The following is a 23921-nucleotide window of genomic DNA, read 5'->3' as shown; positions in this document are numbered from 1 at the left end:
TGACAAATCGTTTGATTCAGGTCATCTTGAAAGCCAGTGATAACGTCCGCGCTTTTAATGCAATTCATCGCAGTGGTCACTTCATTCACTTACGTCGCCGAAACATGAATCTGTTTCGCCTGACCCACGTCAACCAGTGTCTGCGGGCGGACATGAACAAGCGCGGGCTGCGACGGCGGCGGCACTCGGCTGCAACGTGGCATGGGGCTTGGTCGATGCGGTGATGCACCTCGTCAGAACCACCACAGAGCGCATGCACAATCGCTCGCTAGCCGCACAGATCGTGGGAGCCGACAGCGATCTCGCCCTGACATTGATCGAAGAGTCGCTGCCGGCTTACGTCGCCGTAATTAGGTGCACCCGTCGAACTGGGCGTGGTAGTGCCAAGTCTGAAAAAATGCTCCATAGCAGCCTCATCGGACAGGCGTTGGTCCTTCAGGACACCACCTCGAGAAGCGGCCGGCGCGGCGAATGGGCTGCCGGACGGCCACGGCCGACGCGCAACAGCAGTTGCGGCACCGCGTCCATCATTAGCGTGGTGCGCAGCCGCTCTCGCAGCGCGCTCAGCTCGGTCGGCTGATTCAGATAGGACGCCGTGATGCCGGCATTTGCGGCGACCAGCAGCAGCCGCTCGAGCGCCTGGCCGGCTGAGAGCCACGCAGCTGCGTCGTCCGTCGACGTAGCGAGGCAGATGAGAAGCGGCGACCCCTCAACGAGCGCATGATGAGCAGCCGCAAGACCCCCACCCAGATCGAACGTGCGAATGACTGAGGCAAGCAGCGGCGCGGCGAGATCGAGAACCGCGGTTATGCGGTCCGACAGTGCGGGCATGCCGTCCTCGCGGCGTCGCGGGTGAATCCAGCTCGCCAGTTCGCGACGAAAGCGCGGGTCGTCGAACTGGATGCGATCGGCCTCCGCGACGAGTTCGGCAAGCTTTTCGCGCATCGGTGCGCTCGAAACACAGACGGCGTCAGCACCCTCCGCCTCGGCGGCGTCGACGAGCTGTTGAAGTGCACCCAGCGGGAGCGGCTCGTCCCTAAAAATTTCGCGAGTCGTGACGCGCTTGAGAATGGCGGGGAGCAGCGGCGCAAGTGCCGCGTCACAACGGCCATCCGGGACGATCTGTACATGCGCCAGCGCATCCGGATCCAGGCCCGACGGAAACAGCGTGATAGCGTAAGCGAGCCCGAAGTGGCTGAGCGCCACGCGTAGGTTGAAGAGCGCCGCGCCGCAACCGATGATCAGCTCGCGATCGAACGGATCGACGACCGGCAATGCCCGCAGCCGGTCGGCGCAGAGCGTCACGCTGTCGCCATCCATGATGAAATGCCACGGCTGCGTGTTGTGATTGGACGGCGCCAGCACTGCATAGCGCAGCGCGAACCGCAGCTTTTCGCCGGTGCTCGCGGTGATGTCCAGTTGATGTTCGTCGACGGACCATGCGTCCGTCTGTGGAAGTTCGCTCATCTCGTGGTCTCCTGCACGAATCCATATTGCCACTGTGTCAGCTCCGCCCCTACGCGGATTGATCTGGATCAGCGGGCGTGCAACCAGCGAGTGTCATGCGAGAGGCCGCAGCGACCTCGTCCGCGACCGCGCTCAATTCCACCGCTTGAAGGTAGGTCGGCACCACGCACCGCCAGTGATAACTTTCTTCGATGTGACGAACACGAGTTCATGCACAGCAGTATTTTTCCCACGGAGCGCGAAGCGATACTGGCGGGTCTCAGCGAAGGGATGGACCGGGTCCGGCTCAAGATGTCGAATGCGCTTTCCGTCCACGCTGGCCAGTGTCCAGGTCGGCCGGAGTGATCTCTTCTCCGGCCCGCCCACATTGCGCTCAGTTGCGCCGCTCAGTCGAGCTTCAGCACGATGCGGCCATCTACCTTACCGCTCTTCAACTCCGCGAAAACGTGATTGATGTTTTCCAGCCGGTCGAGGTGAATCCGCGCGCGCACGCGACCTTGCGCGGCGAAGTCGAGCGATTCCTGCAAGTCCTTTCGAGTGCCGACAATCGAGCCGCGCACCGTGATGCCGTTGAGCACCGTGGAAAAGATCGGCAGAGGAAAATCGCCCGGCGGCAAGCCATTCAGCGCCACGGTGCCGCCACGGCGCACCATGCCGAGCGCCTGTGCGAAAGCGCTGCGTGAGACGGCGGTCACGAGCACGCCGTGCGTCCCCCCAATTTCCTTCTGGATAGCGGCTGCAGGGTCGCACTCGAGCGCATTGAACGTCAGCTCCGCGCCGAGTTCGCGGGCGAGAGCCAGTTTGTCGTCCGCGATGTCGACGGCCGCAACGCGCAGGCCCATCGCAATCGCATATTGAACCGCAACGTGGCCAAGCCCGCCGATTCCGGAGATCGTGATCCATTGGCCCGGCCGCGTGTCGGTCACGCGAATGCCTTTGTACACGGTCACGCCGGCACACAGAATGGGCGCGATGTCTTCGAACGCGACGGACGCAGGCAGATGCCCGACGTAGTTCGGATCGGCCAGCACGTACTCGGCGTAAGCACCGTTGACGGAGTAGCCCGTGTTCTGTTGCTGGTGGCACAGCGTTTCCCAACCGCCCAGGCAATGCTCGCAGTGACCGCACGCCGTGTAGAGCCATGGCACGCCGACGCGATCGCCTTCCTTGACATGGGTGACGCCATCACCGACGGCCGCGACGTACCCGACGCCTTCATGGCCCGGAATGAACGGCAGTGCCGGCTTGACCGGCCAGTCGCCGTCAGCGGCGTGCAGGTCTGTATGACAGACGCCCGACGCCTTCACGTTGACCAGAATCTGTCCGCGCCCAGGTTTCGGGACGGGGACTTCCTCGATGCGCAGAGGCGCACCGAATTCGTGGACGATAGCGGCTTTCATAAGTTGGGCCATGACCTTTCTCCTCACGATGGTTGCGTGGCGTCCAGTATCGGCTTCATTCACCCAACGAAATTGACCTGAGTCATTCAACCGTGAACAGGCGCTGATGCACGCAAGCCTCGCCGGGATGATCCACGTCAAACGGAAGGGCGTCGGGCAGGCCTAATCTGAAATCGCGCAGAGGCGTGTCGGCGTTCAGGGATTCACATGTGCGTCGTCTGCCCCTCAATTCAACGGTTTATTTTCCAGGAGGCTTCCCATGCGTGCATCCGATGTCATGACCACCACAGTCATTTCGGTTACGCCCGACATGACCATTCGTCAGGTTGCCAAGATTTTTGTCGACAACGGCATTAGCGGTGCGCCGGTGCTGGATACGGACGGCAGCCTTGCCGGCATGATCAGCGAAGGTGATCTGCTTCGCCGCTGCGAGATCGGAACCGACGAGCGCAAGCGCGCGTCGTGGCTCGATTTCTGGTCTGCGAATCACGAGGCGCGCGATTACGTCAAGACCCACGCGACCAGGGTAAGCGACGTAATGACCACCGAGGTGGTGACCGTGCGGCCCGACACGCCGCTTGGCGAAGTTGCCGGCATTCTCGAGGCACGGCACATCAAACGCGTGCCCGTGACCGAAGCGGGGCGGGTGGTCGGCATCGTTAGCCGTGCCAATCTCGTGCAGGCGCTCGCGAGCGTGCCAGATGAACCGGTGTCGGACGCCACGCTCTCGGACGCCGAAATCCGCGCCGTCCTGATGGGCGAACTGGCGGGGCGCAAATGGGGCTTTGCTGGTCGCAATATGGTGGTCACCGATGGCGTTGTGCACCTGTGGGGCGTCTTCCAGTCGGCGGAGGCGATCAATGCCGTTCGCGTGGCGGCGCAGAACATACCAGGCGTCAAGGGTGTGGAGGACCATACCGAGCCGTATCAGATGATTCCGGGCATCTAGCAGGCTGCGGGCAAGCCGGCCGTTCGGCAAACATGATCGGAGGCATCATGACTCAACGCATTGTATGGTCGTCGTGCGACCGATCACATTGCCGCAGCGCAACGCGATGTCGTGCTGCTTGCTGCTGTAAGCGAGTCGCGAGGCCGGGAGGTCCCGGTGGGGGATGTAGTCGAGGCCTTCCAGCAGGACATCGGCGTGAAAGTGTCCACACCGGCGCAGGCACCGGTCCGAACGGTGCCCGATTCGGCCCCGTTGTTGTGATGAGCTCACCCGACGAATTTCATTTCGAAGGCTGATGCACTAGTATGAAATACGGCGGCGGCCCCATCTTGGAGATCGCGATGAACAAATCGGACAGACGCGTTGTGTTCGCGTTGGTAGGAGTCGCCATCTGGCTTGGCGGACTCTACTTCGTCATTGTCGGATTGCTTTATGACCGTAGCCCGGAGTTTCGTTATGGCGCACTTGCAATTCTGATTGGTGTTGCGATCACGGTTGTCGCTTCCAACCTGATTTCGCTCCCGGGTTTGTCTGAAAAGAAGAAGGAGGCTCCGCGGTAACGGCACTGCGCAGTGAACACATGTCAGCACTTTCAGTCGGCTTGTGTTTGTGCGTTCTCCCAACCCGATCCCGGATCGAAAGAAGTCATGTTGTCGCCTTCTCTGTGTTTTGCGGCCTCAGATCATGGCAGATCTATGTGGTGGAAACGTGGACCCGGATGCGGCGGATGAGGGTAACAACGCGGTTCTCATCGAGTACCGCTTCCCGCAGTTCGACAGCATCAAGCATTTCCCGGGCGACGACGTTCGGTCCTCAGTGGTGCACACCTTGAACGGCGTCGGTGCTGAATTGCTGCGCCGCCTCAAGCCTCGTATGCACGACATGTTCTGCCGCGGATCGCAAGATCTTGACGGATCGTACCTTCGGTTCCGGTGAATGATCGGCAGAGCATATGAGCCTCTTTGACAGGTTGTTTCGGCCGGGCGTGGAAGAGAGCGGACGGCAGCGACGCGAGCGGATCGACGCAGCGGCCGAGCGTGTTCTGGCGATCAATCCGCGGTTACGGCTGGCAGAGCGCTACGGCGAGCGCCTTGCCAGTGCGGTGACGATTGCAGCCGATTATGTCGACAACCTTGTCAGGTCATTGCCCGCGCCGCACGAGGCGAATGCAAAGGCCTGGTCGTCGGATCCCTGCATCCGCGCATTCTTTGCGACCCCCTCTGATATTCCTCGCGCATTAAGCCGCTCTGTGGAATTGCGCGCGCACTTCGATCAGCATCCCGGTTCGGAGCATGCCTATGCCGTTCTGGGCATGGCATTAACGATGCGCCACGTGCTCGGCGTGGCGCTCGAGGGCGAGACAATGCGCAACGACGTTGCGCAGACCACGCTGTGCTTCAGCGACCATCTCACGAGGATGTGCGGGAACACGGAGGAAACACTTCGCGAAGAAATCGGCAGACGGCTCATCGATCAACTTGCGCTCGCGGGACTGGAGATGCTTGCCACGGATCGTCGCAAACTGGTGGAAAAAGGCCGGGAGCTGCTGGAGGAACGTCTTGCCCTGCTGCAGCGCAGCGGGAGCGGAGTCAGGGCAATCGTCGAGCTCGAGCCGTCGGACGATGCTGGTGAATTGGCCCGCGTGGAGGCGAGTATCAAGGAAAACGCCAGCCGGCTTGCGGCGCTGCGGGTGCCGACGGACCTGCTCGAACTGGAAGTTGATCGTGTCTGCGCAGTCCTGTCCGATCCACCGTCTCACCTGTATGTGACGAAAAAACAGGTGTCGATCGACCATATGAACGTGGTGCAAGACAAAGAGACGCCCCGTAGTCATCGGATCGAATTCGACGTCGCACACCTGCCGGGCGATCCGCCCCGCACGCGTGCATTCGCGCTTGTGCACTGTAGTCGGGGCGACTTGCTGCCAGCCGGATTGAATTTCGATGCGGCGATGCGGGCGCTGTGACGTGGCGGTGGCGGCGCGGGCTTATGGGCCGTTGTGCTGTCGGCAGCACCACGCCCTCACATGCAGGACGGCACCCGCAAGAATGACGACGCGCCGATCTGCCGTCTCTCTCGTATGCTTCCCTGCCAGCGGTTTACAACGGTCACGAAGCGTCGCCGGATAGTGCAGGCTGGAGACAATCAATCGCTGCCTTGGGCACGTTTGCCTCGGCCGCGCTCTGTCAATCGATCTTCGGTGCTGCGCGAAAATCGGGCTTTCGCTCGGGGCTCGCTATGGAAAGTGCCCTGCGGACGCCTTCTGCATCGAGGTTAGCGGCGTACACTGGTGTGGCAGGCTGTTGCCGCCAGGACTCGTCAAGCCGGCCGGCATCGATACCATCAAATCCGAGTTGGTCGAGGAGCCGGATGACCTTTGCTTTGTGCGCCTCATCGTCACCGGCGACCGGCAGTGCAATGCGGCCGGGCGCGCCTGCCGGTTTGCCCTCATCAAGAAGAGTGCGCCAGTACAAGGTGTTAATGGCCTTCAGCACGGGCCGTCCAAGCTGGTTTGCCACCCAACGGCTTTCAGCCATGCCGTCTTCGATCGCATCGATGCGGCCGTCGCGCTCTCGCGGATAGTAGTTTCCGGTATCTACGACGATGACATCGGGGCTGACACCGTCGAAGAGGTTCTTCGGCAGATCGGGAATGTTCGATTCCGGTATGGTGACGAAAACGATCTCACCGCTGCGGGCCGCCTCATCGACGGTTACCGCTGTGGCGCCGGTCTCGGCGGCCAACTCCGCAAGCGATTCCGGACCACGCGAGTTGGCAATGAAAACTTTGTGGCCCAACTTCGACAACCGGCGCGTCAGCGTGCCGCCGATGAGCCCGGTCCCTATGATTCCAATATTCATGATATCGGTTCCCATGCTGTTGACAGAGGCGGTTTCGGCCCGCGCGCACCATCTTCATACCCTCGCTGGCCGTCAGGATAACCAACAATTATAGTTTCACGCCGACGCTCGCCAGGAAGGTTTCCATACGGTTGTCGACCTCAGCCTTCGTCTCCGCCCATGCGGGGAACGACTGCAGAAGATTGTCGTGCCAGGCGATAAGGTGCGGAAATTCCTTGAACGGAAACTTCGCACGATCGACCTGGGAGAAGGGCGCCGCAATGTCGATATCAGCAAAGGTCAACGTATTGCCAACCATAAACGCGCGGCCTTCAAGATGCTGGTCGAGTACCTTTGCTGCGGCGCGGATCTTACCCTCGGCGAACTTGATGAGGGACTCGTTCCTTGGAACACCCATGACCGTCTTTCCCACGCGTTCATCGAAGATGGTGGTGGTGAACGTGCGCCACTGCTCGCCCGACCAGAACATCCACTGAAGGACCTGGAAGCGCTCCTCCTGCGTGGTGCCGACCAATGGAGAATTCACCTTGTCGGCAAGGTACAGATTGATTGCTGAGGCCTCATAGAGGATGGTGTCTCCATCCTTCAGAACCGGAGTCAGACCGTGGGGATTGAGGCGCGATTTGAACTCGTCGGTCTGGCTCTCGCCTTTGAACAGGTCAACTTTGACGCGTTCGAATTCAATGCCCATGATCTTTGCAGCGGTGGTCACGCGACGCAGGCTGCCTGAGCCCGCATCGCCATAAATCTTGATTGCCATAACTCTTCCTTTCAGTTGGGCACCCGTAACTGGGCCGTCGAATGACTATACTGACATTCCCCGCGAGAATGGAACTGAGGGGTTTAGAATAGAATCTATTCTTGATTGGAATTGATCGACCTGAAAACCGTTACGTCTCCTGTTCTTCTGCGGAATGAAAGTGGTGGATAAATTAGAAGCAATGCGGATGTTCGTGCGCGTCGTCGAAAGCGGAAGCTTTTCGCAGGCAGCGAGGGACCTGAACGTCAGCCAGCCGACGGTTAGCAAACAGCTCGCTGCACTTGAAGCGCGGCTCGGGACGCAACTCCTGGCGAGAAATTCCCGCGCCCTTGCCGTGACGCCCGCAGGACAGGACTATTACGAGGCCATCGTTCAAATCCTTCAGGATCTCGACTCCGTCGAAGAGAGAGTCCTTGAAGGGCAGTCGGCCCCCTCAGGGCTGGTCCGCGTGACCCTCTCGCCAGCCTTCGGGCGGATGTTCGTTATTCCGCGCCTGTCGGAATTCAGGAAACGTTTCCCCGACGTCGCGATCGAGATGGAAGTCTCTGGGCGGCCAGTCGACCTGATCGAGGAGGGGATAGACGTCGCGATCCGCATCGGCCGGCTTTCGGATTCAGCACTCGTCGCCCGGCGCGTCGGCGACATGCGGATGATAACGCTCGCCTCCACCGGCTATCTTGCCGAACACGGTACGCCGCAAACGTTAGATGAACTACGCACTCACCAGCGTATTAGCTATGTCTACCAGGGAGACATCATCGGGTGGGGTTTCAATGTAGACGGCCAGCAGGTCACGGTCGACGGAGCGGGAGCGTTCCGCACGAACGACGCCGAGCATGTCCGCGGCGCGGTCATCGCGGGCCTCGGCATCGCCCACCACGCGAGTTGGTTGTTCACGGATGTGCTGGCCTCCGGCGAGGTCGTACGAATTTTGGACCAGCATGCGCCGCCGCCCTTTCCGATCAACGCTGTTACTGTTGCCGGACGGCGCATGCCCTCCCGAGTGCGGCAATTCGTCGATTTCCTCGCTGCGATTTGCGCCGAGGAGCCGGAACTTAGGATAGGCAACGGCTAGCCCGTCATGCAGCGGACGGCTCCGGCTTCGCACTGCACAGGGAGACGCTGAAGAGGCCCTGGTCGTTAGTCCAGTCGGCCATTGGCGACCACCCCGTTGCGCACAACATCAAGGCATGCGCCGAGAAGACCTGCAGAGAGGTTCCGTGCTGCCGTGCGGCAATGCCTGGCCCCGATCGGTTTGCCGAATAGGGTAGGGGCGCCGCAGTGCATAGCGCTGTAAGGAGGTCTGTTAGCCGGGCCGATTGACGATACCTCTTGCGCTGACTCCTCACTCAGATCTAAACGTAAAGTGCAACTCAGGTCGAGCGACGAGACGGCCATCGCGCAGATACACGCTGTGAGCAGCCGATCAGACTGCGAAGGATTGAAGGGCGGCTGTGGGCCGCGTGCTGACCATCGTGCCAGGCAATATCTGAGCGCTGTCACTCGGCCGAAGCAAAGTTGCCCATAGCGCTAACGGGCTAATATGGCGCGGATAACGTCAACTATGAGTTCCGCCCGTGCGCCATGCTTGACGCTGTCCATTCGAAGTAACCGTCGTACCGCTTAAAGGCGCCGAAGGCGACGTCGACAAAGCCCGTCGCACAGAGCGATGCTTGTGCGCGGCGGCTATTGCGCAAACGGCGGCCTCGAGGGACTTCGAATTGGCGGGGCATCGGCGCTGCGCGCGATGCCCCGCTGCTGGCGGACATCTTCAGTGGCGTCCAGACTTGATGCATGTCTGGGCTTGGTCATCCGATCGACATGGAGCGGGCCGTGATTTGCCGCAAGCTGAGGGTTCACGTACTCGTATTCTGCGTCACGGGCGCATTGTTGGGCAGCGTCGCGGCCTCGGCAGACGAAGTCAAGGTGATGATTTCCGGCGCGTTTGCGTCAGCCTATCGCGCACTGGGTCCACAATTCGAGCAGGCGGCCGGCGAGACGCTGGTCACTGTCTGGGGGCCTGCGGTGGGCACGGCCGCGAATGCCATCCCTGTGCGACTCGCGCGCGGCGAATGGGCAGACGTGCTGATCGTGGTCGGCCATGCACTCGACGATCAGGTCAACGCCGGCAAGGTCGTGTCTGGCAGCAAGGTGGACTTCGCACGCTCTGCAATTGGCATCGCGGCTCGCGAGGGGGCGCCGAAGCCGGATATCAGCTCGGTTGACGCACTGCGGCGTACGCTGCTCGCCGCGAAGTCGATCGTCTATCCGGACGACGCCAATGGAGTCTATATCGGCAGCGAACTATTCCGGCGTCTCGGTATCCAGCAGCAGGTGGCGAACAGGAGCCGCATGATCCCGTCCGAGCGGGTCGCCAATGTGGTCGCGAACGGCGAGGCGGAGATCGGATTTCAGCAGATCGTCGAACTGTTGCCGGTGGACGGCGTAACGGTGGTCGGCAATTTGCCCGCGGAGGTCCAAAGGTACACGGTGTATTCCGGGGGCATCTCCACCAACGCCAAAAATCCAGCGGGCGCAGCGGCCCTGATCCGTTTTCTGTCATCGCCGGACGCGGCCCCCGCGATTGAGGGGACCGGCCTCGAACCGCTAACGCCGAAGACTTCGAACTGAGTGTGGCTGTGAGCCCTCCACGCCGTCGAGCCAGGTGACGGCGGGATCTCCCGGGAACGGCCAATATTCATATCGTCCGCCACTCAGTCATTTCAGACCAACGCCGCCTCACGGTCGCTTCACTAAAACGCCGCTCCGCTCAGGGCAGTGATCGCGACTTGAAGCCGCGCGGCTACAACGGCCGACTGTTAGCAGTGGAGATCGTTGGAACGAGCTCGCGCTTCGGTAAGGTTGTCACCGCTGCCCAATGTCGTCAATCAACATTGCGCAACGTTTTGGTGGCCCCGGTTGGTCAGCCCTTGGCGCTCTTCTCAGCCCCGGAGGCCCGCGCCAATGCTTGTGTGTCGATATATTCCCTGATCTTCGACACTTTGCCGTTCTGAACGGTAATGGCAAAGACCCAGTCGTCCTCGAACGTTCGGTCCGTGGCTATGATTCTTCCCTTGGCGAACCCGATGACCATAACCCGGTCTCCCTGCGCGACGAATTCACTGGGCTGCGTCAACGAAGTTTCCACCGTTTCTGATTGCGTCTGAAGCAGATCCGTCAATCCTGCGTGCCCCCGGCGCGTACCAGCCAGCGGCCAGTTGTCGCCCGGAATGATCCACTCGATATCTTCGGCAGACAACTCCAGCAGACGTTGCTTATCGCCGCGGCCGATTGCTGCAAAGAAGGCTTTCACGATCTGGACATTCTCTTCAATGCTCATCGAAATTCTCCAGTTCCAATACATCACACATGCACGCGGGCGGGGAGTCCGGCGGCGGTCCGCTGCACATCCGGACCTGCCGTGGGGGCGCGGCCGACCGGCCGACCCGCCGACTGCCGGCGTCGCCCCCGTTTCAGTCGAACTGTGTCAGCCCTTTGCCCACGAGGCAGGAATGCATCAAGTTTGCGTCACGATTCATCAGCCGAAAGTGACGAGGTCCTTAAAGATCAGTTGACCCCAGCTATTTCCGCGCGCCTGGACTAGCAGCCCTCCTTCCGAAAGCCCGCCGAGGGAGATCGGCGAGAAACCGAGCTTTCCCGCAAGCGTGCCAACCTCGGCTGCGGCGCCGCTATCGTCGCTCGCGAGGAACACGACTCTCCTTCCACCATTTACGGCCGGGTCCTGGTCAAGGACGGCTGCAGGCAAATGATTAAAGCCCTTAACCAGCCGACTGCCCGGGAAGGCTCGCGCGACGGCCTTGGAAGAAGGCAGTTCTCCCAGCGCCTCAGGGGGCACGCCGTAGGCATTGGTCACATCGACGATGGTCTTTCCCTTCCAGGAGGGAAGCGCCTTGGCGACATCCGGGTGCGACTCAAAACGGACCGCCAGAAATATCGTGTCTGCCATGACGGCGTCCGCCAGTGTCCGGGGGATGATCGTGGGTCCGATCGACGCCGCATCGGAGGCGAAGCTTTCCGGGTCGCGCGTGGTTGCAACGGATACATCGATGCCACTTCGGGCAAACGCCCGGGCAAGAGCGTGACCGATTTTGCCGAAGCCGATAATTGCATAGCTCATATATCTTCCTCCTTGGGTATTCCGGCGCGGTCAGAGCTTGTAGCCGCCGCTTGCCTCGATTGTCTGGCCGGTCACCCAGTGGCCTTCATCGGAAGCGAGGAACGCCACGACGGCGGCGATTTCCGAAGGCTCGCCAAAGCGTCCCAGCGCGATTGTGGCCTCGGCCGCCTTTACGAGTTCGGGATTCTCCCGGAAGGCGGCGTTCGCGTCCGTTCGCGTGTAGCCCGGCGCTACGGCGTTCGCGGTAATTCCGCGCGGCCCCAGCTCGGCTGCGAGCGCATGCGTCAGGTTGTTGATGGCCGCTTTGGCCATCGAGTAGACGGGCGCAGCTGTCACGGGCTTGGTGGAGGCAGCGGAAGAAATGTTGATGATGCGTCCGCCATCGGCGAGACGGTCCAGAGCGGCTTGAACAATGAAGAAGGGCGCGCGGGCATAGACCGCCATTAAGGTGTCCCAACTTTCCGGCGTCGCGTCCTTGAAGCTGAGCCAGCCGGAGTTGCCGGCGTTGTTGACCAGAATGTCGAGGGCTCTGCTTCCGTTGCGCTTGGTGAACTCGTCGTCGAGTTTCTCGAACAGGGCCGGGACGGCCGCCGCATCAACGAGGTCCGCGTGGATCGCGAACGCAGTGCCTCCAGCTTGTTGGATGGCCACGACCGCCTCGTCTGCGCCGGATCTGCTGGCGTTGTATGTCAGCGCGACCGTCGCGCCATCCTTTGCAAGACGTTCGGCGATAGCGCGGCCAATGCCTCGCGATGCGCCCGTAACGAGGGCGGTTTTTCCTTTAAGAGATTGTCCCATCTGATTTCCTTCCGTGGATGTGTTCATGAAGAAGACCATTCTCCGGCTCTTGACTCATGAAGACAATTGACTAAATATCTATCAAGTCCATCTACTTTTTAGATATCCATGCTCGACAACGTCACGATCAATCAACTCCGGGCTTTCGTCGCCGTCTGTGACGAGGGGAGCTTTTCAGGAGCCGCACGGGAGTTGAGACGTGCACAGTCGGCGATCAGTCACGCGATCAGCGCGCTCGAGAGTGCCTTTGATGTGGTGCTGTTCGAGCGCAACACTCACAGAGCGACACTGACGGCCGCGGGCCGCAGCCTCCTGCCGGATGCTCGCGGGGTAATCTCGCGCACCGAGGAAATGAAGATGCGCGCGGTTTCGATTGCTGAAGCCGGCGTCCCGCAAGTGTCGATTGCCGTCGATACCTATTTCCCGCGAGCGCACCTGATCGAATGCCTGCGCACCGTGCAGGCGGACTTTCCAACGGTTGCAATCAATCTGCGCATGACGACCATGCAGGGCGGCGAGCGTCTGGTTCTCGAAGGCACGTGCGCATTGGCGGTGACGATCACGGACGTGCCGGAGCTGAGCCCCGGTACCATTGAAAGGCAGCATTTGTGCGAAGCGCGAATGGTGACCGTCTGTGCGCCATCGCATCCGCTGGCCGCAATCACGGGGTCCATCCCGCGAGAGGAATTTGGCCGGCACATCCAGCTCGTCGTTACCGACAATCAACCCGATGCGGAAAAGACCCAGCAGGGGGTCGCCAGCGAACGCCAGTGGCTGGTGAATGACCTCGGCGCGAAGCACGATCTGCTGAGGGGAAGCTTGTGCTGGGGACACATGCCGCTTCATCTGGTTGCGGACGACATCGCGAATGGAGCACTTGTCGAACTCCAACGGCGCGCATGGCACATGCGTCCGCTTACCTTCATGATCTCGCAGCGGCGCGGATACTCGATTTCGGAATGCGAGACACGGCTGGTCGAGCTCCTTGGCGACCGTCATCGCTTCTCGAAGGATGCCGGCCAGCGCTCCGTCTCACGCAAAGGCAAAAGATTGCCGAAGGCCCGCCACGCGTAAGCAGGCATCCGGAATATCTCGAAGGAGCAGATATTGCGGGGCTGCTCTGTTACGCGTCTTCCATCACAGACAATGCGATCGCCTTCTGCGCCTCGACGCTTGCGAGGCGCCTCGTCAATGCGTCGCGAGTGTGCTCGTAGGCGGACTTGCCGAGCACGAGACGCTGCGGCGGATCGGCCTCGTCGATGGTGGCAAGCATCGCCTCGACGGTCTTCGCGGCATCCGCAAATTCGAAGTGGCCGCCGTCGAGCGCGCGGCGTATATCACCAGCGGGCGTATCGGCATAACACGGCAGCGCCGCAGCCAGATCCAGGCCCGTGCCGAAATTCGTGCGCGTCGGACCTGGCTCCACGATCACGAAATCGATGCCGAACGGCGCGACTTCCTGCGCCACAGCCTCCACGAAACCTTCGATGCCCCACTTGGTCGCGTGATACGCGCCGAAGCTCGGATACGCGATCTGCCCGCCTTCCGACGAGACCTGCACGATGCGCCCGCCGCCTTGCTCGCGCAGACGCGGAACGACGGCGCGGATGAGATGCATCGAGCCGGTCAGGTTGGTCGCGATCTGACGGTCGATCTGCGCATCATTGAGTTCTTCCGCTGCGCCGAAGAGGCCGTAACCCGCATTGCTCACGACGATATCGATTCGCCCGAATGCGTCGAAAGCCTGCGCGACGGCACGGCGCATGGCGTCCAGATCCGTCACGTCGCATTCGACGATACGCAGCCTGTTGGGGTGCGACGCGAGCAGATCGTCGAGTGCGCCGGGTTTGCGCAGTGTCGCAACCACTCTGTCGCCCCGAGCGAGAGCACGTTGCACGAGTCCGCGCCCCAGTCCGCTAGACGCGCCTGTAATCAGCCAGTTCTTGCTCATTGCGAATCTCCGTTCGACGCTGAAAACGCTATGCTAGAACGATAAGATACGTGTGAGAATCACCATCAATCTGCATGACGAGGTGAAAAAATTCAACAATGGGCAAACCCACTTTAGCCGATCTCCAAGCTTTCATGGCTGTCGCCGCGCGACGTAGTTTCGCTCAGGCAGCGGGCGAACTCGGCGTATCGCGTTCGGCGCTGAGTCATGCCATGCGCGGTCTCGAAGCCGATCTCGGCGTGCGTTTGCTGCACCGGACAACGCGAAGCGTGTCGCTCACCGATGCCGGCGAACGCCTGCTCGCGCGTCTGCGTCCCGCGTTGAGCGAGCTCAATGATGCGCTCGACGACGTTTCGCGCTCAGAGGGTGAAGTGCGCGGCTCGCTGCGCATCAACGGCAGTGAAGGTGCGATCCGTCATCTGCTGCGCACCGTAGTGCCGCCGTTTCTCGCGAAATATCCGCTTATGGAACTGGATCTGGTGGCGGACGGGCGGCTCTCCGATATCGTCGCTGAAGGATTCGATGCGGGCGTGCGACTGGGCGAGGCCGTGCACAAGGACATGATCGCCGTACGCGTGAGCGAGGACATGCGCTTCGTCACGGTGGCGTCGCCGCGTTATCTGCGCAAATTCGGGCGGCCGGAATCACCGGAGGATCTGCACGCGCATCGATGCATCAGGCAGCGTCTCCCTAGCGGAAAACGCTATCGCTGGGAATTTGCGCGGCACGGGCAGGAGTGCGTCGTCGATCCACCCGGCGCGCTCACGCTCGATAGCAACACGCTGATGGTCGAGGCAGCCATCGACGGACTTGGCATTGCGTATGTTCCCGAGCCGTATGCGTGCGCGGCGCTGGCGCGCAGGCGGCTATCGGTGGTGCTGGGTGAATGGTGCCCGGCTATACCCGGCCTGTTCCTCTACTTTCCCGGCAGTCGACACATTCCGGCGGGCTTGCGCGCCTTGATCGACATGTTGCGAGAGCGGAAGCCAACGCCGCGGTCATATGAATGAACCTCGGCGAGACGAAAATCTTCTCGCCGGTTTAACGGACGAGGCACCATGGACGACATGCTTCGACAAGCGCAGAGAGCTCATGTCGCTCTCTGCAGCCAGACCAGGTAATTCACAAAACTGGAGAAAATCCGCTGAAATAAGGCCAGCTTACCGGAGGCGATAATGCATAGAGAGGTCTGTTTCCTGGGCAATTCGCCCAACGGCAGTTACAAGGCGCAATTGCCCATTGGCCTTGCTCCAGTGTGACCTGTCATTGCGGCCGGTGACGTGCGAATGATCGAAAGTCGCTTTTCATGACAACGGCACCTCTGGCTTTAGATCAGAGCCGACGCCGGCTCATCAGTACGGTGCCGGATTACTGCTCGCTTCCCAGCACGGCCAGTATCGGAGATTCGAAGCTGACGGCGAGATCGGCGACAACTGTTGGCATGCAGGTGCGGCGGAACGTTAGCTCAAACCATCGGCCACTATTGCTGCGTGAGCATCAGGTTCAGGTTCTGAACCGCAGCGCCGGATGCGCCTTTGCCAAGATTGTCGAAAACCGCGGACAGCAGGACATGCCCGTGCTCCATGTTAGGAAATACGCTTAAGCGCATGTCGTTCGTACCGTTTAGCGCTTGCGGATCCAGGTGCGTCAAGACACCGGCTTCATGCGGCGGCAAGACATGCACGTGGGCTGCGTCCGCATAGTGGCGTGCGAGGCATGCGTGTAACGTGGCGCCGTCCACGTCGGGCGCGAGCAGCCGCAACTCAAGCGGCACCGTCAGCACAATGCCCTGACGAAACGCCCCATACGCCGGGACGAAGATCGGCCGCTGCGCGAGTCCCGCGTGCGTCTGGATTTCCGGGGTGTGCTTGTGCGCGAGTCCCAGACCATATACCTGGAATGAAGGCGCGTTGACGGCATCTTTCCCCTCGTGTTCCTTCACGCCGGCACGACCGCGTCCGGAGTAGCCGGACACCGCATGAATGGCGATGGGGTAGTTGCCAGGTATGAGCCCAGCCTGCAACAGGGGACGTAGCAGGCCAATTGCCCCAGTCGGGTAGCAGCCGGGATTGGTCACCCGATGGGCGCTCGCGATCCGCTCAGCTTGTCCCTGCGTCATTTCCGGAAAGCCGTATGTCCAGCCCGGCTGTGTGCGGTGGGCCGAACTTGCGTCGATGACTCTGACGGCAGGATTAACGATGGCGTCCACTGCCTCTCGTGCGGCGGCATCAGGCAAACACAGAATGGCGATGTCGCAGGCGTTGATCGTTTCTGCGCGACGGCGCGCATCTTTGCGTTCTGAGGCGGCAAGCGTGAACAGCGTGATGTCGGTCCGATTGCGCAGCCGTTCGTGGATTTGCAGTCCGGTGGTGCCTTGGTCGCCATCGATGAAAACAATGGGAGCGCTCATACGCGGAATACTCCGGGTGGTTGTAACGGGTAGAAGGAGCTCCCAATGTTCCATGAACCGCTAGAATAGGAAAAGTTGAATTTCATAACCTGAACATTCAGTTTTACTGAACCTGGAGCCGACATGCGAGAGATCAGCCTTGACCGCTTGCGCACTCTCATCGCGATTGCCGAGCGTGGCTCATTTGCCGATGCCGCGCGCGCGTTGAATCTTGCGCCTCCGACGGTCAGCCTCCATATCGCTGAGCTCGAAGACCGCATTGGGGCGCCACTTCTGTCACGCAAACGCGGGCAGGTAAGGCCATCGGCGATAGGAGAGGTGCTGGTGGAGCGCGCGCGTCGACTGCTGGCCGATGCGGAGCAGGCGTTGGACGATATTCAACGCCAGGTGCAGGGGCTCGAAGGGCGCGTGCGGCTCGGTGCGTCGACCGGCGTGATCGCGTACTTGTTGCCGCAAGCGCTCGAGGTGCTGCGCCAGCGCAATCCCGCAATCGATATTCAGCTTGCGGTGCTCACGTCGCATGAAACGCTGACCCGATTGGCGGATGGAGCGCTGGATGTCGGGCTGGTCGCGCTCCCTCAGCCCTCCGTGGCTGGACTCGTGATAAAGCCTTGGCGCCGCGACCCTGTAATGGCCTTTGTGCCGGCGCATTGGCGGTGCCCAGCCCGTGTAACGCCTGAATGGCTCGCCGCTCAGCCTCTCATTCTCAATGACGCGACTACGCGTCTTTCGCGCCTGACGGCGGAGTGGTTTGCTACCGCGGGGCATCATCCTGTGCCGCGCATTCAGCTCAACTACAACGACGCGATCAAGAGTCTGGTCGCGGCAGGTTACGGCGCGGCGCTTTTGCCCCATGAGGCCACCACGCCATTACCCGACAGGCGCGTCGTCATGCGTCCGCTGCGCCCGGCGCTGTGGCGTCGACTAGGCATTGCACACCGTGCAGGGCATGTTGAGCGTGCTACTCAACACGTACTCGATGTCTTGTGGGATCTGCGCTTAGCGTAGGCGTTGCCAGATGCCGTTTCGGTTCGCTCGCGCCGGGACTACAGGTGGCACAAAAGCCCGTACAGGTAGGCGCAAAACGTTGAGATATCGGCATGCATCCGCAACGCCGGCTGCTATTCTTCAGACGTGGTGACTCGCCCGTTTCCGGCAGGCTCTGCGAGTCGTCGGCAGCCATTCCGCACGCACGCGGAAAAGGGGGCTGTATGTCACGTCCAGAACTACTTCGGCCCGCGCGACGCACAATGCGTCGACAGCAGTCACGCGGACACATATGGCTCGCCATCGGCATTTCGCTGACTGGACTCTCCCTGACGCCCGTGGCGTTCGCGGCGGGCAGCCTCCCGCAAGGCGGCCGTTACGTCGCCGGCGCGGGCACGATAGCCGGCCAGGGCAACGGGCTGTTAATCACCCAACCGGGATCGACGCGCGGTGTGATTGAGTGGAACAGCTTCTCGGTCGGCCGGAATAACAGCGTGATGTTTGACAATGGCGCCGGCGCGACCCTGAACCGGGTAACGGGTGGCTCGCCCTCGGCCATTTTCGGCAGGCTCAGTGCAACGGGAAGTCTCTATGTGATCAATCCGCAAGGTATCGTCGTGGGCCCGTCGGGTGTGATCAGTACGGGTGGCCGCTTTGTCGCGTCTACCCTCGATGTCTGCAACAGTGCATTCATGACCGGCAGCAGCGCGCTCACACTCTCGGGCGACTCCGATGCAAGTGTGATCAACCTGGGCAGGATCAGTTCGAGCGGCGGCGATGTGTTCCTGATTGCGCGACACGCCGTCATCAACGCCGGGACGGCGGCGGCGCCCAATGGTACGGCGGAACTGGCCGCGGGCGAGCAGGTGCTGCTGCAGGACTCGGCCAGCAGCAGGCAGGTGTTCGTGCAGACGGGCAGTCAGGGCACGGTCGTCAACAAGGGACGGATAACCGCCGCGCAGGTCAGCCTGCAGGCCGCCGACGGCAATGTGTATGCGCTCGCCGGTAGCGGCAAGCGTATCCGCGCGACGGGCACGGCCAGCCGCGACGGCCATGTGTGGCTGGTCGCCGACAGCGGCCGTGTCGAGCAGGTCGGCAAGATCGCCGCAAGCAACGCGGACGGCAGCGGCGGAACGGTCGATACGCAAGCGGCACAACTGACGCTCGGCAAGCACGCGGTGGTCGATGCAGGCCAATGGAATCTCTCGACGCCCGTTTTCACGATCGACGATGTCGCCGCGCACGCGTTGCGCCGCAGCCTGAACGACGGCACCTCGGTCAATGTCACCACGACGGGCGCCAACGGCGCAACGGGCGACCTGGGTGTCGCGTCGAGCCTGCGCTGGTCCGGTCCGGCTTCGCTCACGCTCGCGGCGTATCGCCACGTCACAGTGACGCCGGGTACGACCATCGCCAACAACGGCGCGGGCAATCTGACCTTGCGCGGCGACGCATCAGGCATCGACAACGGCGGCAGCGTGATCAGCGATGGAACCATCGATTGGTCGAAAAGTACCGGCATCGTCAGCGCGCTCTACGACATGAACGGCAGCTACAGTCCCGGCACGATCGTGGCGAACAGCGCGTGGGCAGCAGCTCCGTATAGCGGTCTCATTGCCCAGGTGACCGGCTACAAGCTGGTCAATTCGCTCGGCGATTTACAGAACGTCGCGCTCGATCTCGGCGGCGCGTATGCGCTCGGCAAAGACCTCGACGCCAGTTCGACCGGTACGTCTTTCGCTTTCTCTTCGCTCGGCAATGCGAGCACGCCGTTTTCCGGTCAGTTCGACGGGATGGGCCACGTGATCGACAGATTCACCCAGTTTGATCAGAACTCGACCGAGCAGCCGGCGACGGGACTGTTCGGCGCGATCGGGCCGACCGGTGTCGTGCGGAATGTCGGCATGACCAACTCCCGGCTCGCAACCAATTTCTATTTCCCGGCCGGGATCCCGCTTGGCATTCTGGCCGGCGAGAATCAGGGTTTGATTACCTACGCCTACACTACCGGCGGCCGAGGCTCTGGCGCGTTCGAAGGTGCGTTGCTCGGCGGCCTGGTGGGACGTAACGACGGCCTTATCGAGCGCTCGTGGAGCAGCGCGTCCGTCGGGTCGGCCGGTGTACTCGGCGGGCTGGTCGGCCTCAATGAAGGGACCATTCTGCAATCCTATGCAACCGGCGAAGCGAGTGCGGGCTATCACGGCGTGGCCGGAGCGCTGGCCGGCTTCAACGCCGGTACGATTTCGCAATCGTATGCAACGGGCACCTCGTATGGCAATCTGAGCACCGGCGGCCTCGTCTATTCGAACTCCGGCACAATCGAGCAGTCATTCGCGGCCGGGCTGGTGCAAGGTTATTGCTGCCCGCCGCCGGATACGGTCACCAGTTTCGGCGGCATCGCGGCGTTTAACCAGCCGGACCCCAACGCGGGGATCGCCACCAACGTCTACTGGGACAAACAGACGACGACCCGCAGCGTAAGCGCCGGGACCGGCCCGCAACTGCCGGCATCCAACGGTCTCACTACCGCGCAGATGAGCGATTCGGCCAGCTTCGTCGGCTGGGACTTCGGGCCGACCGGCGCATGGGTCGTGCCGGCCGGCGCGAGTCATCCGGTCCTGCGCTGGCAACCGGGCCATTGAGCGCTAGCTGCCAGTGATCGCCCGCCTGGTGGCGGGACAAGCGAGCGATTGCCTCCATCCACGGAGCTGGCCGGCGAGCAGGCGAGTCCTGCGTCTGTTTTCGCCCAGCATCCGCTCTCCGATGTGACCAATCGAATGGCCGTTGGACCTCGGAAACTGCCGTCAAGGTTGTGCAGGTTCTACGTCCGCAGTGGGTCCGCGTGCCGCCCGTCGCGGCATCAGGCAGCGCGATGGCATAGGTGTGAAGCCTGATGGTTCAGCACTTTTAGTCAACGAAACGTCAATGCTCAAACTAGCTGGCCATAAGAACGTACCTCGGCGGCGCAATCCAGCGTGTTCCGTGCGTTCGACTCTAGCCGAGCTTGCCCGAGCCCAGCTATTTCCGTTTCCCAACAGCACGGCAAATTGGGTCCGTCCTGAAGGGATGAGCCCGAACATTTATTTGCTTTTCGAAACGCATTACTAAGATGAAGTGTTGGGCGGTTTGGAGGCTTTCGGGCTTGCTTTCCCTGGTCACAACATCCTGCGTTCCGCGACAACGACTTTTCCTTGAATTGTCGTGACCATTCGGTGACACCGAAGAGGAGGATGTATGTCGCACGGAACACAGGTCTGTCCGCGCATCGCTGTCATGTTGCAGGTCCTTTACGCACTAGCGCTGATCGCGGTAGTGCAGCCCGCCGCAGCGCAGATCATCAGCACTTTCGCCGGCCCCGGTCTCGGCGGCGTAGGCGCGCCCGGAATCCAGGCCGAAGCCATCGCGGCGGACCGATGGGGAAACATATATACCGCCGAACCGACATATCGCGTTGTTCGGCGCATCGATCGCGAAACCGGAACGGTGACTATCATTGCCGGCACCGGGCAAGCAGGCTATAGCGGCGACGGCGGCCCTGCGACGCAGGCCATGCTCGACAATCCGACAGGGGTTGCGCTCGACCGGGCAGGTAACGTATTCATTGCCGAACCGTTCGCCCATGTAGTGCGAAGGGTCGATCGGGACACCGGCGTCATTACCACGGTTGCTGGCCCGGGCACTCCCGACGTGCCCAACCGCGGTGACGGTGGCCCGGCCACGCAAGCAACGATGTATGCAAACGATGTCGCCGTGAACCGGGAAGGCGATCTTTACATTGCCGATTCGGCGGTCGGCCGCATCCGGCGCGTGGACCATCGGACAGGAATTATCTCGACCGTCGTCGACCTGGGCAACACCTACATCGTGACCATGGCCTTCGACCCGCACGGCAACCTGTACGTGGTCGATCCCGTTCCGCCAGAAGTCGTCCGATTTGACGCAAGGACCGGCGCTGTCACCAAAGTAGCCGGCGCGGGCGGCTGTGCGCCGCAGCCGGGCGGCTCGGCGTGTTACAACGGAGATGGCATTCCGGCGACCGACGCGTTTCTGAACTTCCCCACACATATCACGTTCGACTGTGCGGGCAACCTGACGATCAGCGATACCTTCCACTTCCGCGTACGCCAGGTGAATAGGCAAACCGGCATCATCACGACCATTGCCGGCAACGGGCAGGACTCTTACGGCGGCGACGGCGGCCTTGCCACTCAAACTGGCATAGGCGGTCCCAGGGGGCTCGCGTTCGGACCGCAGGGCGATCTGTTCTTTGCCGAACCTGGGCAGAGCTCCGGGTACATTCGCAAGGTAAGCGGCCTGCCGAAAGCGGGGCACCGCTGCGAAGAACGCGATGAGGACCGCGACGGCCGCGATGCCGGGCGCCCCAGTGATCGCACCGATCGCAAAGATGGCGGTGCGTTGCTTCCATGGTGGTGGTGACACCGCTTGCGCCAGGCCTGTATCGCGCGCTCAGATGAACACGCGCGCGCCTGCGCCGGATGCGGCAAAGACGAAAGTAGCCTGCTGGCCAGCAGGCTACTTTGGACAACGCCACCAACTCCGACTGTCGCAGTTCGGGTGCGCAGGGGTACTGCGTACCTGGACTGCATGCTCAGGCCAGATACTTTTGGCATCCTGCCCCGCACATCCGAAATCAATGCATTACGGGTGGCTGTACATCGCGTCCCAGTCCGCCTTCGACACTGACGAGCGTCCTGCTTCCGACGAACCCTTCACCTCACCGCCGTAACCGCTTGTCGCGCCGTTCTGCGCAGCAACCTTGGCTTCAGCAGCCTGAATTGCTTCGGGATAGTGTGCGTTGTCGCCGTCACCAACGTGATAGCCAGCCTGTTCCAACTGGATCAGTTCGGCGCGTACCTGTGCACGCGTGACAGACCCACTCGATTGCGCGAACGACATGACCGGAGCTGCAAGGGCGGCGGCAACGACAACAGCTTGAATAAGGGACTTCATGAGATCTACCTCCAGACTTTGTTTGTCCTGCTACGAACAGCCCTGTTCGTAAACCAGTGATGACAGTCTAGATAAGCAGACGCTTAAAATTAAGGGGTCTGTCTGCAGAAGATTGTTCTTGGATTTGGGTAAACCCCTACCTTCGGACTTTCTGCAGATATCGCCGCACGCTAGCCTCACGGCAGCACATCGCTCCCGTTATCGGTTCGGCCAATCTCTGCCAGCAACGCCTCATCGCGGGCAATCACCTTTGGCAAATGCGTGCGCAAAAACTCGACCCATGTCCTCGTCTTTGCGTCGATAAACTTCCGCGACGGATACAGCGCATAAACGTTCATCTTCTGCAGCGTGTAGTCCGGCAATACGCGCACCAAGGTACCATCCCTCAATCCGGCGATTGCCGCGTAAAGCGGCACCATGCCAATGCCCATCCCTTCCTGGATCGCTACGACTAGCGACTCCGCAATATTGACCTGTACCGGACCGTCGATCTGCATCGCTTCACTGCCGTTGGGCCCGTCGAGTACCCACTCGTGCGGCGCAAACGCGGGCGTATGCAGAATCAGGCACTCATGATCAGCGAGATCCGCCGGCCGCTGCGGCGCACCGTGCGCACTGACATACCCGGGCGATGCGCACAGTATGCTGAAAGTCGTCCCAAGCGGAAGCGACACGAGGTCGGAATTGGGTAGCGCCGACGCTCCAATCACCGCGACATCCGCGCTGCCTTCGAAGAGATCGGGCATGCGTTGCGACAACGTCAGTTCCACAGTCACATCCGGATAAAGCTTGCGATAGCGTGAGATCGCCGGCAACACATAATGCTGGCCAATGCTCGCAAAACTATGCATACGGAGCGCACCGCTCGGGCGCTCGTGGGCGCGGCTTGCTTCTTCCTCGGCTGTGTCGACGTCCGCAAGAATTTGTTGACATCGCTTGAGATAAAGCTCGCCTGCCGTAGTGAGCGCGAGACGGCGCGTGGAGCGGTTCAGCAAGCGCGTGCGCAGATGGGCCTCGAGTTCGGACACCGCGCGTGACATGGCGCCGGTCGTCGAATTAAAGGACTGAGCGGCGGCGGTGAAGCTGCCGGCCTCCACTACGCGCACGAATACGCGCATGTTTTGTAAGGTATCCATCGATCCTTCTATTTCACGGCAAAGGCCGCATTGTCCGCTCGACTGATCGGCTCATTGTTGTTCGATCTGAAAGAGAGGTTCCCAAGACGTCCA

At 61.4% G+C, this 23921-nt stretch carries 22 protein-coding genes; 11 read left to right on the top strand and 11 right to left on the bottom strand.

Annotated features, from left to right (window positions below; genetic code table 11):
* Positions 1–435: 435 nt before the first annotated feature.
* On the bottom strand, positions 436–1467 hold the full coding sequence (locus tag JMY24_RS28225) for an Acg family FMN-binding oxidoreductase (protein ID WP_201703315.1): 1032 nt from the start codon (positions 1465–1467) through the stop codon (positions 436–438).
* A 386-nt stretch (positions 1468–1853) separates the two neighbouring features.
* On the bottom strand, positions 1854–2879 hold the full coding sequence (adhP, locus tag JMY24_RS28220; protein ID WP_128584964.1) for an alcohol dehydrogenase AdhP: 1026 nt from the start codon (positions 2877–2879) through the stop codon (positions 1854–1856).
* 247 nt (positions 2880–3126) lie between these two features.
* On the opposite strand from adhP, the gene JMY24_RS28215 reads away from it, so the two are divergent.
* From JMY24_RS28215 to JMY24_RS28200, 4 genes are all read left to right on the top strand, one after another.
* Positions 3127–3816 (top strand): CBS domain-containing protein, encoded by a 690-nt coding sequence (locus JMY24_RS28215; RefSeq protein WP_128597826.1) that lies wholly within the window; start codon positions 3127–3129, stop codon positions 3814–3816.
* A gap of 341 nt (positions 3817–4157) precedes the next feature.
* Positions 4158–4376 carry a DUF2964 family protein gene (locus JMY24_RS28210; protein ID WP_128585540.1) on the top strand — a complete coding sequence of 73 codons (219 nt, stop codon included), beginning with the start codon at positions 4158–4160 and terminating at the stop codon, positions 4374–4376.
* A gap of 148 nt (positions 4377–4524) precedes the next feature.
* On the top strand, positions 4525–4752 hold the full coding sequence (locus JMY24_RS28205; RefSeq protein WP_128597825.1) for an RNA-binding protein: 228 nt from the start codon (positions 4525–4527) through the stop codon (positions 4750–4752).
* Positions 4753–4768: 16 nt separating this feature from the next.
* Positions 4769–5782 carry a hypothetical protein gene (locus tag JMY24_RS28200; RefSeq protein ID WP_236597547.1) on the top strand — a complete coding sequence of 338 codons (1014 nt, stop codon included), beginning with the start codon at positions 4769–4771 and terminating at the stop codon, positions 5780–5782.
* Positions 5783–6002: 220 nt separating this feature from the next.
* Here the strand turns inward: JMY24_RS28200 and JMY24_RS28195 are convergent, their stop codons facing one another.
* Together JMY24_RS28195 and JMY24_RS28190 are read right to left on the bottom strand one after the other, a co-directional pair.
* Positions 6003–6677: an NADPH-dependent F420 reductase gene (locus JMY24_RS28195; protein ID WP_128597822.1), complete on the bottom strand. Its 675-nt coding sequence runs from the start codon at positions 6675–6677 to the stop codon at positions 6003–6005.
* An 88-nt stretch (positions 6678–6765) separates the two neighbouring features.
* Positions 6766–7437 carry a glutathione S-transferase family protein gene (locus JMY24_RS28190; RefSeq protein WP_128597821.1) on the bottom strand — a complete coding sequence of 224 codons (672 nt, stop codon included), beginning with the start codon at positions 7435–7437 and terminating at the stop codon, positions 6766–6768.
* Between the two features lie 154 nt (positions 7438–7591).
* Here JMY24_RS28190 and JMY24_RS28185 point away from each other — a divergent pair, with 154 nt between their 5' ends.
* Both JMY24_RS28185 and JMY24_RS28180 read left to right on the top strand, forming a co-directional pair.
* Positions 7592–8512, top strand: coding sequence for a LysR family transcriptional regulator (locus JMY24_RS28185; RefSeq protein ID WP_128597820.1), 921 nt, complete (start codon positions 7592–7594; stop codon positions 8510–8512).
* A 719-nt stretch (positions 8513–9231) separates the two neighbouring features.
* Positions 9232–10068: a substrate-binding domain-containing protein gene (locus tag JMY24_RS28180; protein ID WP_236597546.1), complete on the top strand. Its 837-nt coding sequence runs from the start codon at positions 9232–9234 to the stop codon at positions 10066–10068.
* A gap of 292 nt (positions 10069–10360) precedes the next feature.
* On the opposite strand, the gene JMY24_RS28175 is transcribed toward JMY24_RS28180, so the two are convergent.
* From JMY24_RS28175 to JMY24_RS28165, 3 genes are all read right to left on the bottom strand, one after another.
* Positions 10361–10777, bottom strand: coding sequence for a nuclear transport factor 2 family protein (locus JMY24_RS28175; RefSeq protein ID WP_128597819.1), 417 nt, complete (start codon positions 10775–10777; stop codon positions 10361–10363).
* 198 nt (positions 10778–10975) lie between these two features.
* Entirely contained in the window at positions 10976–11575 is a 600-nt protein-coding gene (locus JMY24_RS28170) for an NADPH-dependent F420 reductase (RefSeq protein WP_128597477.1), read from the bottom strand.
* A gap of 30 nt (positions 11576–11605) precedes the next feature.
* Positions 11606–12373: an SDR family NAD(P)-dependent oxidoreductase gene (locus JMY24_RS28165; protein ID WP_128597478.1), complete on the bottom strand. Its 768-nt coding sequence runs from the start codon at positions 12371–12373 to the stop codon at positions 11606–11608.
* A 108-nt stretch (positions 12374–12481) separates the two neighbouring features.
* On the opposite strand from JMY24_RS28165, the gene JMY24_RS28160 reads away from it, so the two are divergent.
* The gene (locus tag JMY24_RS28160; RefSeq protein ID WP_128597476.1) at positions 12482–13447 is read left to right on the top strand and encodes a LysR family transcriptional regulator; all 966 of its coding nucleotides are present in this window, start codon (positions 12482–12484) and stop codon (positions 13445–13447) included.
* A gap of 49 nt (positions 13448–13496) precedes the next feature.
* Here the strand turns inward: JMY24_RS28160 and JMY24_RS28155 are convergent, their stop codons facing one another.
* Positions 13497–14324 carry an SDR family oxidoreductase gene (locus JMY24_RS28155; protein ID WP_128597475.1) on the bottom strand — a complete coding sequence of 276 codons (828 nt, stop codon included), beginning with the start codon at positions 14322–14324 and terminating at the stop codon, positions 13497–13499.
* A gap of 98 nt (positions 14325–14422) precedes the next feature.
* Between JMY24_RS28155 and JMY24_RS28150 the strand changes: the two genes are divergently transcribed.
* Complete coding sequence (locus tag JMY24_RS28150; RefSeq protein ID WP_128597474.1) at positions 14423–15334, top strand: LysR family transcriptional regulator; 912 nt, start codon at positions 14423–14425, stop codon at positions 15332–15334.
* 470 nt (positions 15335–15804) lie between these two features.
* Here JMY24_RS28150 and argC read toward each other — a convergent pair whose 3' ends face one another.
* A complete protein-coding gene (gene argC, locus JMY24_RS28145) occupies positions 15805–16734 on the bottom strand; it encodes an N-acetyl-gamma-glutamyl-phosphate reductase (protein ID WP_128597473.1) in 930 nt (309 codons plus the stop codon).
* 123 nt (positions 16735–16857) lie between these two features.
* Between argC and JMY24_RS28140 the strand changes: the two genes are divergently transcribed.
* The 3 genes from JMY24_RS28140 to JMY24_RS28130 all read left to right on the top strand — a co-directional run bounded on the left by JMY24_RS28140 (position 16858) and on the right by JMY24_RS28130 (position 22158).
* Complete coding sequence (locus tag JMY24_RS28140; protein WP_128597472.1) at positions 16858–17742, top strand: LysR family transcriptional regulator; 885 nt, start codon at positions 16858–16860, stop codon at positions 17740–17742.
* Between the two features lie 203 nt (positions 17743–17945).
* Positions 17946–20363 (top strand): two-partner secretion domain-containing protein, encoded by a 2418-nt coding sequence (locus tag JMY24_RS28135; RefSeq protein ID WP_201703314.1) that lies wholly within the window; start codon positions 17946–17948, stop codon positions 20361–20363.
* A 592-nt stretch (positions 20364–20955) separates the two neighbouring features.
* Positions 20956–22158 carry an NHL repeat-containing protein gene (locus tag JMY24_RS28130; RefSeq protein ID WP_201703313.1) on the top strand — a complete coding sequence of 401 codons (1203 nt, stop codon included), beginning with the start codon at positions 20956–20958 and terminating at the stop codon, positions 22156–22158.
* 222 nt (positions 22159–22380) lie between these two features.
* On the opposite strand, the gene JMY24_RS28125 is transcribed toward JMY24_RS28130, so the two are convergent.
* Complete coding sequence (locus JMY24_RS28125) at positions 22381–22692, bottom strand: DUF4148 domain-containing protein (protein ID WP_128598689.1); 312 nt, start codon at positions 22690–22692, stop codon at positions 22381–22383.
* A gap of 176 nt (positions 22693–22868) precedes the next feature.
* The gene (locus JMY24_RS28120; RefSeq protein WP_201703312.1) at positions 22869–23828 is read right to left on the bottom strand and encodes a LysR family transcriptional regulator; all 960 of its coding nucleotides are present in this window, start codon (positions 23826–23828) and stop codon (positions 22869–22871) included.
* Positions 23829–23921 lie beyond the last annotated feature (93 nt).

This window comes from Paraburkholderia kirstenboschensis, from assembly GCF_904848585.1.
Classification (GTDB): domain Bacteria; phylum Pseudomonadota; class Gammaproteobacteria; order Burkholderiales; family Burkholderiaceae; genus Paraburkholderia; species Paraburkholderia kirstenboschensis.
Note: the sequence above shows the minus strand (reverse complement) of the source record. Positions and strands in the feature narration are given on the sequence as shown.

Bases quoted from the DNA above. Each gene is read 5' to 3' on its own strand.
- JMY24_RS28225 (WP_201703315.1), bottom strand. From the start codon at position 1,467: ATGAGCGAACTTCCACAGACGGACGCATGGTCCGTCGACGAACATCAA.
- adhP (WP_128584964.1), bottom strand. From the start codon at position 2,879: ATGGCCCAACTTATGAAAGCCGCTATCGTCCACGAATTCGGTGCGCCT.
- JMY24_RS28215 (WP_128597826.1), top strand. From the start codon at position 3,127: ATGCGTGCATCCGATGTCATGACCACCACAGTCATTTCGGTTACGCCC.
- JMY24_RS28210 (WP_128585540.1), top strand. From the start codon at position 4,158: ATGAACAAATCGGACAGACGCGTTGTGTTCGCGTTGGTAGGAGTCGCC.
- JMY24_RS28200 (WP_236597547.1), top strand. From the start codon at position 4,769: ATGAGCCTCTTTGACAGGTTGTTTCGGCCGGGCGTGGAAGAGAGCGGA.
- JMY24_RS28195 (WP_128597822.1), bottom strand. From the start codon at position 6,677: ATGAATATTGGAATCATAGGGACCGGGCTCATCGGCGGCACGCTGACG.
- JMY24_RS28190 (WP_128597821.1), bottom strand. From the start codon at position 7,437: ATGGCAATCAAGATTTATGGCGATGCGGGCTCAGGCAGCCTGCGTCGC.
- JMY24_RS28185 (WP_128597820.1), top strand. From the start codon at position 7,592: ATGAAAGTGGTGGATAAATTAGAAGCAATGCGGATGTTCGTGCGCGTC.
- JMY24_RS28180 (WP_236597546.1), top strand. From the start codon at position 9,232: ATGTCTGGGCTTGGTCATCCGATCGACATGGAGCGGGCCGTGATTTGC.
- JMY24_RS28175 (WP_128597819.1), bottom strand. From the start codon at position 10,777: ATGAGCATTGAAGAGAATGTCCAGATCGTGAAAGCCTTCTTTGCAGCA.
- JMY24_RS28170 (WP_128597477.1), bottom strand. From the start codon at position 11,575: ATGAGCTATGCAATTATCGGCTTCGGCAAAATCGGTCACGCTCTTGCC.
- JMY24_RS28165 (WP_128597478.1), bottom strand. From the start codon at position 12,373: ATGGGACAATCTCTTAAAGGAAAAACCGCCCTCGTTACGGGCGCATCG.
- JMY24_RS28160 (WP_128597476.1), top strand. From the start codon at position 12,482: ATGCTCGACAACGTCACGATCAATCAACTCCGGGCTTTCGTCGCCGTC.
- JMY24_RS28155 (WP_128597475.1), bottom strand. From the start codon at position 14,324: ATGAGCAAGAACTGGCTGATTACAGGCGCGTCTAGCGGACTGGGGCGC.
- JMY24_RS28150 (WP_128597474.1), top strand. From the start codon at position 14,423: ATGGGCAAACCCACTTTAGCCGATCTCCAAGCTTTCATGGCTGTCGCC.
- argC (WP_128597473.1), bottom strand. From the start codon at position 16,734: ATGAGCGCTCCCATTGTTTTCATCGATGGCGACCAAGGCACCACCGGA.
- JMY24_RS28140 (WP_128597472.1), top strand. From the start codon at position 16,858: ATGCGAGAGATCAGCCTTGACCGCTTGCGCACTCTCATCGCGATTGCC.
- JMY24_RS28135 (WP_201703314.1), top strand. From the start codon at position 17,946: ATGTCACGTCCAGAACTACTTCGGCCCGCGCGACGCACAATGCGTCGA.
- JMY24_RS28130 (WP_201703313.1), top strand. From the start codon at position 20,956: ATGTCGCACGGAACACAGGTCTGTCCGCGCATCGCTGTCATGTTGCAG.
- JMY24_RS28125 (WP_128598689.1), bottom strand. From the start codon at position 22,692: ATGAAGTCCCTTATTCAAGCTGTTGTCGTTGCCGCCGCCCTTGCAGCT.
- JMY24_RS28120 (WP_201703312.1), bottom strand. From the start codon at position 23,828: ATGGATACCTTACAAAACATGCGCGTATTCGTGCGCGTAGTGGAGGCC.